Source organism: Pseudonocardia zijingensis, from assembly GCF_042657305.1.
Taxonomy (GTDB): Bacteria; Actinomycetota; Actinomycetes; order Mycobacteriales; family Pseudonocardiaceae; genus Pseudonocardia; species Pseudonocardia zijingensis.
Genome location: NZ_JBHSKO010000026.1, coordinates 109,752 through 121,549, shown reverse-complemented (window position 1 = coordinate 121,549; position 11,798 = coordinate 109,752). Strand labels below are relative to the sequence as shown.

Below are 11,798 nucleotides of genomic sequence, written 5' to 3'. Positions count from 1 at the left end.
ACACACCGGTTGCAGTCGGTGTGTCGGCACGAATACCGGTGTGCGAGCGACGCACGCCGCCACGGCACGTGACTGCCTCCGGCCAGCAGCCGTCAGGGGCCTGCAGCGCCCTGTGCGGCTCGACGGCCGGCGAGGTTCACGTTCGCGGCGAACGCACGCGCCGCGGCGCTGGACTGCTCGATCAGGATCGGTGGGATGTCCGGGGCGAACGACCACGCGAAATCCGGGCCCTCGACGGTGATGTACAGCTCGCGGCCCTCGCCCTGCTCCACGCGTGCCCGGGCACCGGCGACGGGCTGCTCCTCCGGTCGCGATGGGCGGATCATCAGGATGCGGTCGGCGAAGAGGTGGAGCGTGACGGCCTCGCCGCGATCCACGTTCATCCCCAGCTTGTCGATCACCGCATCGCGGTGGGTCCTGACGTACTGCTCGAGCGCCTTCCGCTTCTCCAGCCGCTCGTCCCGCGCTGAGCGCGACGCACGCGTGCGGTCACGCCACGCCTGCCAGATTCCGGTCACGCCTGCACCACCGATCCACCGCGACGGGCCACCACGGGCGCCGCGACGATATCCGCGGACGATCGCGTACACGAGCGGCGGAGCCGGTCCAGCGCCACCGCGACGGCGTCATGGTCACGGAGGGTGGCGAACGGACGCCCCCACGGTAATCCGGTTGAATGAGGGCGTGCGTCACAACGGCACTGGTGACGATGAGCCGACCGGACCGCTCCCCGGCTGGTCGGCGGCGCCCGACGGCCTGTCCGCGGCGACCGACGATCTCGCGCCCGGCGACGTCTGGGAGTCCGAGGGCCCCGGCAGCACCGCGGCGGCCGCGCGCGGCTGCCTGTGCCCGATGCTGCCGAACGACCCGCGCGCCGGCCTGGGCGTGCTGATCGCGCCGGACTGCCCGGTGCACCGGTCGCAGCTGGAGTGACGCAGCCGGGGTGAAGGCGCCGCTCAGCCGGGAGCCGTCTCCTCCACCGGGGGCTCGAGGGCGCGCAGCCAGCGTTCGGTCTGCGCGACGTGGGCCTCGGCCGCGCCCGCAGCGGCGGCCGGGTCGCGTTCGGCGATGGCGGTGGCGAGCACGCGGTGGTCCTGGTCGCTGCGCTGCCGCAGTTCGGGGCCTTCGGGGAGGGTGAAGATCTGGTACTTGCGGGAACGCGCCCGGAAGACCGCGAGCAGAGAGGCGAGCGCGGGGTTGCCGGCGCTGCTGGCGATCTCGGCGTGGAAGCGGTGGTCGAGTTCGGAGGCCTCGGCGGGGTCGTCGGTGGCCTCCATCGCCTCGATGAGGGCGAACAGCGTCTCGACGGTCTCCGGTGTCCGGCGGGCGGCGGCCTTCGCCGCGACGTGGGCCTCGAGGACACGGCGGACCTCGTACATCTCCAGCAGGCCCGACAGCGGCAGGAGTTCGAACGTGAGCGACAGGCTGCCGATGACGTCCTCGGGGCGCAGCGGGGACACGTAGGTGCCGGAGCCGTGCCGCGGTTCGAGCACGCCGAGGGCCGCGAGCATCCGGACGGCCTCGCGCAGCGACCCCCGCGAGACCCCGAGCTCGGCGCAGAGGTCGCCCTCGGGCGGGATCCGCTCGCCCGCGCCGAGCCGGCCGGTGGCGATCATGTGCCGTAGGCCGTGGAACGCCTTCTCCACTGCGGACATCGACTGCCTCCTCCCCCGAGGCCACTGTAGCGAGTCATCAGAACTCTCGGACATCAAGGCGCAGAGTCATCTTATGACTTGTGCGTAACAGCCCTTGTTTGCGCAGATCTCCACTGCCAGGCTGTCGAGTCATCGGACATGCCGGGTCTGGTGTCCGATGACATCGAGGCATGGGAGTCATGTGAGCAAGACCGAGGTCGTCACCGCCCCGGGGCCGCTGCGGCTGGCCGATGGCAGGCCGGCCGCCGAGGCGTGGTCGCTCGACCCCACCATGACGCACCTGAACCACGGCTCGTTCGGCGCCGTGCCGCTGTCGGTGCAGGAGCTGCAGAACCAGCTGCGCGCGGAGATGGACCGCGCCCCGATCATCTGGTTCCCGGAGCTGCCGGAACGGATCGCCGCCGCGCGCGCCGAGATCGCCGCCTTCCTCGGGGTGGCGACGGGCGACCTCGCGCTGGTGCCCAACGCCAGCGCCGGCGTCACCGTTGTCCACGCCGCGCTCACCCGCCGCCGGGGCGGCGAGATCGTCGTGACCGACCACGGCTACGGCGCGGTGACCATGAGCGCCGAGCGCCTGGCGCGCCGCTGGGGCGGCCGGGTGCGCACCGCCCGCGTGCCGCTGGACGCCGGCGAGGAGGAGGCCGCCGAGGCGGTGCTCGCCCAGGTCGGCGACGCCACGGACCTCATCGTGCTCGACCACGTCACCTCGCCGACCGCCCGGTTGATGCCGGTGGAGCGCATCGGTGCGGAGGCCCGCAGGCGCGAGATCCCGATGCTCGTCGACGGCGCGCACGCGCCCGGCATCCTCGCCACGCCGCTGGCCGGGCTGACCTGCGACTTCTGGGTGGGCAACCTGCACAAGTGGGGCTGCGCGCCCCGCGGCACCGCCGTCCTCGTGGCGCGCGGTCCGCTGCGCGAGCAGCTCCACCCGCTGATCGACTCCTGGGGGGCGGCCGAGCCGTTCCCCGACCGGTTCGACCACCAGGGCACCATCGACGCCACCAGCTACCTGGCCGCGCCCGCGTCCCTCGACCTCATCGAGCGCACCTGGGGCTGGGACACCGCCCGCCGCTACATGAGCGACCTCGCCGACTACGCCGAGCAGGTCGTCGGCGCCGCCTTCGCCGAGATCACCGGGAACGCGAGCCCGGTCGACGTCGGCATGCCGGTGCCGGGGATGCGGCTGGTGCGGCTGCCCGAGGGCCTGGCCGACCACCGCGAGGCCGCCGACCGGCTGCGCGACCGGGCAGCCAGGGAGCTGGGCGTCGAGGCGGCCTTCACCAGCTTCGACGGCACCGCGTACATGCGCCTGTCCGCCCACGTCTACAACACCGCCGCCGACTACGAGCACTTCGCCGACGCGTGCGTCCCCGTCCTCGCCGAGTGGGCACGCACGGACGCACAACCAGTGGAGAAGGTCAGCCCATGAGAAGAACGAAGGCAGCGCTCGCGCTCGGCGTGGCCGCCGCGATGCTCCTCCCCGCCTGTTCCGCGTTCAGCGGCGGGGACAGCGGGACGGTCACGCTCACCATGGTGGAGAGCCTCACCAACCCGTCCCGCACGGAACTGCTGGAGGGCCTCATCGAGGACTTCGAGCAGCAGCACCCGGACATCGACGTGAACCTGGTGTCGCCGCCCACCGAGCAGGCCGACGAGAAGCTGCAGCAGATGCTCATGTCGGGCAGCGGCATCGACGTGCTCGAGGTCCGCGACATCACCGTCGGCCCCTTCTCGACCAACGGCTGGCTGCACGACATGAAGGCCGACCTCGAGAGCTGGGACGGCTGGCAGGCCATGACCGAGAACGCGGTCGACGCCGCCCAGGACGGCCAGGGCCGCACCTTCTACGTGCCGTACGGCTTCTACGGGCTCAGCCTGTTCTACCGCACCGACCTGGTCGCACAGGCCGGCTTCAGCGCCCCGCCCACCAACTGGGACGAGCTGCTGCAGCAGGCCGCGGCGATCAACGACCCGGCACAGCGCCGCTACGGCTACGCCTTCCGGGGCGGCAAGAACGCCAACAGCAACGTCACCGCCGCGATCTCGGCCTACGTCGCCGACCGGATCGACCCCGCCAACGGCTTCCAGCTGGAGGACGGGACCAGCATCTTCGCGGCGCCCGAGGCGCAGCAGGCCGTCGAGACCTACTTCCAGCTGTTCCGCACGGCGTCCGCGGAGTCGTCGGTGTCCTGGGGCTACCCCGAGATGGTGGAGGCCTTCGCCAACGGCTCCACCGCGTTCCTGCTGCAGGACCCCGAGGTGATCGCCACGGTTCGCGAGTCGCAGGCGATCTCGCAGGACCAGTGGACCACGGCCCCGCTGCCCACCGGGCCGAGCGGCAAGACCGTGCAGCCGCTGGCCAGCGCGGGCTGGGGCGTCGCGGCGTCGAGCTCGCACAAGCCCGAGGCCGTGGAGCTGGTCAAGTTCCTGGCCGGTGGTGACGCCGCGGCGGCCTTCGCCAAGGGCAACAGCCTGGTGCCGACGCAGCGGGCGGCCGGCGAGGACGAGTTCTACAAGACCGGTCCGTGGGCCAGCTACGTGACGATGACCGAGAACCCGCAGACCTACCTCAACATCACCCAGCCCCGGGGCGTCGCCTGGTGGACCGAGTGGGAGCAGAAGGCCGACGCCGACGTGCAGCAGGTGCTGCTCGGCACCATGACGCCCGCCCAGCTGCTGGCCGAGTGGGACGCGTTCTGGACCCAGAAGTGGCAGCAGGGGAAGTAGGCGTGCCCACCCCGGCGACGACCGAACGCGCGGCGGGGCGCCGCTCCCCCACGGGAGCCGCCCCGCCGCCGGGCGGGACGCGCCGCAAGCGCGAGTTCACCACGGGCCGCGGCCTCGTCATCGCCGCCTACCTGGCCCCGGCCGCGATCTTCGTCGCGATCTTCACCTACTACCCGGTGATCGCGGGCAGCCAGATGGCGTTCCGCAACTGGAAGCTGACCGACCTCACCGACACCGCGTGGGTGGGCCTGCAGAACTTCCGCGACGTCTTCGCCGACCCCGCCTGGGGCAGGGTGCTGGTCAACACCGTCGTGTGGGTGGTCGGCTCGATCGTCCCGCAGTTGGTGATCGGTTTCGCGCTCGCGCTGTGGCTGCGCCGGAAGTTCCGCTTCCGCGGCCTCTACCAGGCGTTGATCTTCTTCCCGTGGGCGGTCTCCGGCTTCCTCATCGGCATCCTCTTCCGCTGGCTGTTCAACAGCGAGTTCGGGGCGGTCAACGACCTGCTGCAGAAGGCCGGCCTGATCGACACCCCGATCCCCTGGCTGGCCTCGCCCGACACGGCCCTGACCGCCGTCGTGATCGCGAACATCTGGTACGGCGTCACGTTCTTCGCGATCATGATCCTGGCCGCGCTGCAGTCCATCCCCGACGAGCTGTACGAGGCCGCGGCCCTCGACGGGGCGGGCAAGGCGCGCACGCTGTTCCAGATCACCATCCCCTTCATCCGCACCACGCTCGTCCTGACCGTGCTGCTGCGGGTGATCTGGACCTTCAACTTCCCCGACCTGATCTTCGGCATGACCGGGGGCGGTCCGAACAACCAGACGCACATCGTGACCACGTGGATGATCCAGACCACGCAGCAGGGCGACTACGGCCGGGCCTCGGCGCTCGGGCTGCTCATCGTCGCCGGGCTGCTGCTGTTCGCGATCTTCTTCCTGCTGGCCACGCGCGAGCGGAGAGAGGTGAAGGGCGTGATCGGCTCGTGATCGGCAAGGAGACCGCCGCCGGGCGCACCACGAAGTTCGTGTTCCTGGGGCTGTGGCTGCTGTTCACCGTGTTCCCGCTCTACTGGATCGCGGTGACCTCGATCAAGGCACCCGGCGACGTCTTCGCGTGGCCCATCGCCTACTGGCCCGAGACGTTCTCCCTGGAGAACTACCGGGGCCTGTTCGACAAGGCCGACTTCGGGATCTACCTGGCCAACAGCCTCGTCATCTCCACGCTGGCCGCCGCGGCCGCCACCGTGATCTCGATGCTGTCCGGGTACGTGCTGGCCCGCTTCGAGTTCCGCACGAAGTCGGCGCTGCTGATGGCCGCGCTGGTCACCCAGATGATCCCGGCGTTCATCGCGCTCGGGCCGCTCTACCTGCTGATGACCGACCTGAACCTGGTGGACAACCGGTTCGGGCTCGTCCTGGTCTACATCGCCGTGTGCATCCCGTTCTGCACGGTGATGCTGCGCGGCTTCTTCGCCAACATCCCCGAGGCCCTCGAGGAAGCGGCGATGATCGACGGGCTCTCCCGGTTCGGGGCGCTGTTCCGGGTGCTGCTGCCCGTGATGCGCCCCGGCATCGTGGCGGCGTTCATCTTCAACTTCGTGAACTGCTGGAACGAGCTGTTCCTGTCGGTGACGCTGATGAACAGCGACGCGAACAAGACCATCCCCACCGCGCTCAACGGCTTCATCTCCAGCTTCAACATCGACTGGGGCTCGATGTCGGCGGCGGCCGTGCTCACCATCCTGCCGACGATGGTGCTGTTCGCGTTCGCCAGCCGGCACATCGTGCAGGGGCTCACCGCGGGCGCGGTCAAGGGCTGACGACCCGCCGCCACGGCCGCGGCGAAATCGGTCCGACGTGCAATTCGGAGCGGTAGCCTGCGCATTCGTGACCACGTACCCGATGCCGGTCCTCGCCGCCGAGGAGCTGACCACGGTGGCGGCCCGCCTGGAGGACGCCGGGGTCCGGATGGTCTCCGGGTCCGTCGTCGACCCGGCCGGGGTGGTCCGGGCCAAACACGTCCCGGCCCGCCGGGTCGGCGCGTTCCACACCGCGGGGATGGGCGCCTCACCGAGCTGGAACGTGTTCTGCGTCGACAACGCCATCGCGTTCACCCCGCGGTTCGGCGTGGTCGGCGACCTGCGGCTGCGCGCCGACCTCGCCGCCCTGCGCCTGCTCGGCGACGGGGTGGCCTGGGCGCCCGCGGAGATGTTCGAGCAGGACGGGGCCCCGGCCCCGGTCTGCACGCGGGGGCTCCTGCGCCGGACGGTGGCGGAACTCGCGCAACGGGGCCTCGAGGCCCGCGTCGGGTGCGAGGTGGAGATGGTGCTCACGCCCCGAGGTGGCCCGGGGTGGAACGCCTACGGGCTCGGCGCGCTGCTGGACGTCGAGAGGTACGTGCTCGACCTCCTCGCCGCCGCCGACCGGGCGGGGCTGCCGGTGGAGCAGATCCACGCCGAGTACGGCGACGGCCAGCTCGAGTTCTCGATCGGCCCGACCGACCCGCTCACGGCCGCCGACCACGTCGTGCTGGCCCGGCTGATCGCCTGCCGGGTGGCCCGCCGCCACGACGTCGCCGTGTCGTTCTCGCCGCTGCCGTTCGCGGGCGGCAGCGGGAACGGCGCCCACCAGCACCTCTCGCTGTCCCGGGCCGGGGCGCCGCTGTTCTCCGGGGGCGACGGGCCGCACGGGCTCACCGCCGACGGCGCCGCCGCCATCGGTGGGCTGATCGCCGGGCTGCCGGAGCTGACGGCCGTGTTCGCGGGGTCGGTGCTGTCGCCGCACCGGCTGCAGCCCGGCCACTGGTCCGGCGCCTACGCCTGCTGGGGACGGGAGAACCGGGAGGCGGCGGTGCGGCTGTGCGCCGACACGCGCGGCAACCCGCACGGCGCCAGCGTCGAGCTCAAGTGCATCGACCCGTCGGTCAACCCCTACCTCGCCACCGCGGTGTTCCTCGGGCTCGCCGCCGACGGCCTCGACCGGGGTGCGACGCTGCCGCCGGAGGTCACCGTCGCGCCGGACGCGCTCAGCCCCGAGGACGCGGCCCGCACCGCCACCGTGCGCCTCCCGGCCGACCAGCGGTCCGCGCTCGACGCGCTGGAGGGCTCGGACCTGGCCCGGCGCCTCGTCGGCGAGGAGACCCTCGAGGCGCTCCTCGCGGTGCGCCGGTACGAGCTCGACACCTACGGCGGGCAGGACGCCGCGGAGGTGGCCGAGACGCTGCGGTACGCCTGGTCAGCGTGACGACCGCCCTCGCCGAGCACGTCGACCAGCTGCAGCTGGTCGACCACCACGTGCACGGGGCGTTCATCACACCGCTCACCCGGGCGGCGTTCGAGACGCACCTCAACGAGGGCTCGCCCGACCCCGTCCCACCCTGGATGACGCAGTTCGACTCCCAGCTCGGGTTCGCGATCCGCCGCTTCTGCGCACCGCTGCTGGACCTCCCGCCGCACGCACCCGCCGACGAGTACTGGGCGCGGCGCGCGGAGCTCGGCGTGTCCGAGGTGACCGAACGGTTCCTGCGGGCCGCCGGCGTGTCGGACTGGGTCGTCGACACGGGCTACGGCGCCGGCTCGATCCTCGACGTCCACGGCATGGCCGCCGCGTCCGGCGCCCGCGGCCACCTGGTCGTCCGGCTGGAGTCCCTCGCCGAGGGGCTCGCCGCCGACGGCGTGGCCGGTGTCGACTACGCCGACGAGTACGGCGAGCGGCTGGAGCGGGCCACGCGCGACGCCGTGGCCGTCAAGTCGATCCTCGCCTACCGCGCCGGCCTCGACATCGACCTGTCGCCTCCCGCCCCGCACGCGGTTGCCGACGCGTCCCGGCGCTGGGTGGACGACCTCGCGCACACGGGCGAGGGCATCCGGCTCGTCGACCCGGTCCTGCTGCGCCACGGCCTGCACGCCGCCGTGCAGCGGGGGCTGCCGATCCAGATCCACACCGGCTTCGGCGACCGCGACCTCGACCTGCACCGCGCGAACCCTATCCACCTGCTGGACTTCCTGCGCACACCGGCGGTGGCCGACGTGCCGGTCGTCTTGCTGCACTGCTACCCCTTCCACCGCGAGGGCGGCTACCTCGCGCAGGCGTTCCCGAACGTCCACTTCGACGTCGGGCTCGCGCTCAACCACCTCGGGACGCGCGCCACGCAGGTGGTGGCGGAGTCGTTCGAGCTGGCCCCGTTCGCGAAACAGCTGTACTCCTCCGACGCCTGGGGCCTGCCCGAGCTGCACCACCTGGGCGCCGTGCTGTGGCGGCGCGCGGTCACCCGCGTGCTCGACGGCTGGGTGGCCGAGGGCGAATGGTCGGCCGCCGACGCCCTGCGCGTGGTCGACATGGTCGGCCGGGACAACGCGCGCAGGGTGTACGGGCTCGACCCCCTTGCGAGGTCGTGACCGGGGCCCTCAGTTGGAGCGCAGCACGACGAACTGGAACCGCCCCTCGACGAAGTAGGTGCGGCTGTGGGCGACCGCGCTGCCGCGCCGGCTGAAGTGCACCTGGTCGAGCAGGACGTAGAGACCCGGCACCGGCTTCTGCGGGCCCCACCCGATCGTCTCGTCGCTGATGGCGTGCACCTCGGCGAGCGCGCGGCTCGGCAGCAGACCCGCAGTGGAGAGCGTGGCGAACAGGCTCCCCGTCCCGAGCTCGTCGACCAGCCCGGCCGGGAACCCCTGCAGCGGCACCACGTCGTAGGAGTACGCCACCGCTTCCCCGTCGGCGAGGATCATCCGCTCGACGGCGAGCACCTCGGCGCCCTCCGGGATGCCGAGCTTCGCCGCCTCCACCGCGGTCGCCGGTCGCCGCGCCCGCGAGTGGCGCTCCATCCCCGGCTCGTGGCCCATCTCGCGGATGGTCTCGCTGATCGAGCGCAGCTCCTGCAGCCCGGCACGGATCCCGGTGCCGAAGTCGCTGACGAACGAACCGGTGCCGTGGCGGATGTCGACGAGCCCCTGCGCCTCCAGCGTGCGCAGCGCCGTGCGGACCGTGACCCGGGAGACCTCGTACCGGCGCACGAGCTCGGCCTCGCTGGGCAGCCGCTCCCCCGGCGCGTACTCCCCCGACATGATCCGGGCCCGCACGTCCTCGGCGAGCCGGCGCGCCAGCGAGGTGCGGGAACCCAACGACGTCGACACGGCCACAGCGTAGCGGCGGTTGACAGTCGTCCTACATCTCCATAGCGTGCGCGGCAGTCGTAGGACGACTGACAGCTCGGGAGGCCGCGTGGCCGTCAGGACGGTGGAGTGGCTCGACGAGCCGGTCCCGGCGGTGCGGCTGCTCGACCAGACCCGCCTGCCGGCCGAGGAGGTCCACCTCACCGCGGCCGACGTCGACACGCTCGTCGACGCGATCAGCCGCCTGGCCGTCCGCGGCGCCCCCGCCCTCGGTGCGGTCGGGGCGCTCGGCGTCGCGGTCGCGCTCGCCCAGGGCGCGCGGGAGGGCTGGGACGACGCCCGCCTGCGCCACGAGATCACCCGGCTGCGCGAGGCCCGCCCGACCGCGGTGAACCTCGCCTGGGCCGTCGACCGCGTACTGGCGTTCCTGCCCGACGGGCCGGAGGCGGTGCTCGCCGAGGCCCGGCGCGTGTTCGACGAGGACGAGGCCGCCAACCGGGCGCTGTCCGCCCACGGGGCCGACTGGCTGCTCCGGCGCTGCCCCGACCGCCCGCTGCGGGTGCTCACCCACTGCAACACCGGGACGCTCGCCACCACCGCGTGGGGCACCGCCCTCGGCGTCATCCGCGAGCTGCACGCGCGCGGACGGATCGAGCTCGTGCACGTCGACGAGACCCGGCCGCTGCTGCAGGGCTCGCGGCTCACCGCCTGGGAGCTGCGAGCCGACGGCATCGACCACGTCGTGCAGGTCGACAGCGCGGCGGCGGGCGCCATCCTGCGTGGGCTGGTGGACGCCGTCGTGATCGGCGCCGACCGCATCGCGGCCAACGGCGACACCGCCAACAAGGTCGGCTCCGTCGGGCTCGCGCTGGCGTGCGCCGACGCGGGCATCCCGTTCGTCGTGGCCGCGCCGTGGTCCACGGTCGACCTGGCGACACCGGACGGGGCGGGCATCACGATCGAGGAACGCGCTCCCGACGAGGTCGTCGCGATCGGCGGGGTGCCCGTCGCGCCCGCAGGCAGCCGGGTGTTCAACCCGGCGTTCGACGTCACGCCCGCCCGCCTCGTCGACGCGATCGTCACCGAACGCGGCGTCGCCGAGCCGAAGCTCCGCCCTGACATGACGGCGGTCCAGCAGCCCCTCTGACCAGCGCCTCCGACGAAGGAGATGTCAATGACGACACCTGTGACGCGCCTCCGGACCACGGTGCGAGGCGCTGCCGCCCTGCTGGGCTCCGCCCTGCTGCTCGCCGGCTGCTCCCAGGACCTCGGCCCGGGCGGCGGGCAGGCCGCGGCACCGGAGACGGCCACCGTGCAGGAGGCCACCGGCGAGGCCCCCGCCCCGTTCGCGGGCGACGAACCCGTGCGCGTCGCGCTCGTGCAGAACAGCGGGGCGGGCGACTACTTCCAGCAGTGGACCAACGGGGCCCGCCAGCAGGCGGCCGCGCTCGGCATCGAGCTGCAGGTCTACGACGCGCAGGCCGACAACGCGCGCCAGGCCACGGACATGCAGACCGCGATCGGCTCGGGTGTCGACGCGATCATCGTGGACCACGGGCAGTCCGACACCATGTGCCCGCTCATCAACGACGGGCTGGCCGCCGGGCTCCCCGTCGTCATCTACGACGTCGAGATCACCGAGTGCGCCCCGGACGCCGTCGAGACCGCCCAGGACGACGCGAACCTCGCGAGCCTGATCCTCGGCAAGATGACCGAGGACCTCGGGCCGGGGAAGCCGGTGGGGTACGTCAACGTGCTCGGGATCGCGCCGCTCGACCGCAGGCACGCCGTCTGGGAGCAGGTGCGCGCGCAGAACGGCTGGGACCAGAAGTTCTTCGTCGGTGAGTTCACCAACTCGGTGGCCACCGACAACGCGCAGCTGGTCGACGCCGCACTGAAGGCGAACCCCGACGTCGCGGGCATCTTCGCGCCCTACGACGAGCTGACCAAGGGAACGGTCTCCGCGGTGCAGCAGAACGGGCGCGAGGCCGACATCCGCGTCTACGGCGTGGACATCTCCACCGCCGACATCGAGGTCATGACGGCCGAGGGCAGCCCGTGGGTCGCCACCGCCACCACCGACCCCAACGCCATCGGCGCCGCCGTGGTCCGCGTGACCGCGCTCGAGCTCGCCGGCCGGCTCGGCACCAAGGAGGTGGTGTTCCCCGGGACGCTCGTGACGCAGGACCTCCTGCGCGAGAAGGGCATCGCGAACCTCGCGCAGCTGCGCGAGGTGCTCCCGGAGCTGAACATGACGGACGTCGCGACGGCGGACTGGATCCCCGTCGTCAACTTCTAGC

12 protein-coding genes are annotated in these 11,798 nt (G+C 72.4%); 9 read left to right on the top strand and 3 right to left on the bottom strand.

Translation table 11 applies throughout. From position 1 onward, the window contains the following. Nucleotides 1–92 precede the first annotated feature (92 nt). Nucleotides 93–518, bottom strand: coding sequence for a hypothetical protein (locus tag ACFPL3_RS34635; protein WP_343940974.1), 426 nt, complete (start codon nucleotides 516–518; stop codon nucleotides 93–95). Between the two features lie 166 nt (nucleotides 519–684). Between ACFPL3_RS34635 and ACFPL3_RS34630 the strand changes: the two genes are divergently transcribed. Beyond that, a complete protein-coding gene (locus ACFPL3_RS34630; protein ID WP_343940975.1) occupies nucleotides 685–933 on the top strand; it encodes a hypothetical protein in 249 nt (82 codons plus the stop codon). Between the two features lie 23 nt (nucleotides 934–956). Here ACFPL3_RS34630 and ACFPL3_RS34625 read toward each other — a convergent pair whose 3' ends face one another. Then, on the bottom strand, nucleotides 957–1,655 hold the full coding sequence (locus ACFPL3_RS34625; protein WP_343940976.1) for a FadR/GntR family transcriptional regulator: 699 nt from the start codon (nucleotides 1,653–1,655) through the stop codon (nucleotides 957–959). 181 nt (nucleotides 1,656–1,836) lie between these two features. On the opposite strand from ACFPL3_RS34625, the gene ACFPL3_RS34620 reads away from it, so the two are divergent. The 6 genes from ACFPL3_RS34620 to ACFPL3_RS34595 all read left to right on the top strand — a co-directional run bounded on the left by ACFPL3_RS34620 (nucleotide 1,837) and on the right by ACFPL3_RS34595 (nucleotide 8,781). Further along, on the top strand, nucleotides 1,837–3,084 hold the full coding sequence (locus tag ACFPL3_RS34620; RefSeq protein WP_343940977.1) for an aminotransferase class V-fold PLP-dependent enzyme: 1,248 nt from the start codon (nucleotides 1,837–1,839) through the stop codon (nucleotides 3,082–3,084). Beyond that, complete coding sequence (locus ACFPL3_RS34615) at nucleotides 3,081–4,382, top strand: ABC transporter substrate-binding protein (RefSeq protein ID WP_343940978.1); 1,302 nt, start codon at nucleotides 3,081–3,083, stop codon at nucleotides 4,380–4,382. The genes ACFPL3_RS34620 and ACFPL3_RS34615 overlap by 4 nt, the downstream gene beginning before the upstream one ends. Before the next feature lie 2 nt (nucleotides 4,383–4,384). Further along, nucleotides 4,385–5,371: a carbohydrate ABC transporter permease gene (locus ACFPL3_RS34610; RefSeq protein ID WP_343940979.1), complete on the top strand. Its 987-nt coding sequence runs from the start codon at nucleotides 4,385–4,387 to the stop codon at nucleotides 5,369–5,371. Beyond that, complete coding sequence (locus ACFPL3_RS34605; RefSeq protein WP_343940980.1) at nucleotides 5,368–6,204, top strand: carbohydrate ABC transporter permease; 837 nt, start codon at nucleotides 5,368–5,370, stop codon at nucleotides 6,202–6,204. Before ACFPL3_RS34610 ends, ACFPL3_RS34605 begins: the two co-directional genes overlap by 4 nt. Before the next feature lie 67 nt (nucleotides 6,205–6,271). Continuing rightward, a complete protein-coding gene (locus ACFPL3_RS34600) occupies nucleotides 6,272–7,627 on the top strand; it encodes a glutamine synthetase family protein (protein WP_343940981.1) in 1,356 nt (451 codons plus the stop codon). Further along, entirely contained in the window at nucleotides 7,624–8,781 is a 1,158-nt protein-coding gene (locus ACFPL3_RS34595; protein ID WP_343940982.1) for an amidohydrolase family protein, read from the top strand. The genes ACFPL3_RS34600 and ACFPL3_RS34595 overlap by 4 nt, the downstream gene beginning before the upstream one ends. Before the next feature lie 9 nt (nucleotides 8,782–8,790). Here the strand turns inward: ACFPL3_RS34595 and ACFPL3_RS34590 are convergent, their stop codons facing one another. Further along, nucleotides 8,791–9,519 carry a GntR family transcriptional regulator gene (locus ACFPL3_RS34590; RefSeq protein ID WP_343940983.1) on the bottom strand — a complete coding sequence of 243 codons (729 nt, stop codon included), beginning with the start codon at nucleotides 9,517–9,519 and terminating at the stop codon, nucleotides 8,791–8,793. 88 nt (nucleotides 9,520–9,607) lie between these two features. On the opposite strand from ACFPL3_RS34590, the gene mtnA reads away from it, so the two are divergent. Beyond that, nucleotides 9,608–10,645 (top strand): S-methyl-5-thioribose-1-phosphate isomerase, encoded by a 1,038-nt coding sequence (mtnA, locus tag ACFPL3_RS34585; protein WP_343940984.1) that lies wholly within the window; start codon nucleotides 9,608–9,610, stop codon nucleotides 10,643–10,645. A 27-nt stretch (nucleotides 10,646–10,672) separates the two neighbouring features. After that, on the top strand, nucleotides 10,673–11,797 hold the full coding sequence (locus ACFPL3_RS34580; protein ID WP_343940985.1) for a substrate-binding domain-containing protein: 1,125 nt from the start codon (nucleotides 10,673–10,675) through the stop codon (nucleotides 11,795–11,797). Nucleotide 11,798: the final 1 nt, after the last annotated feature.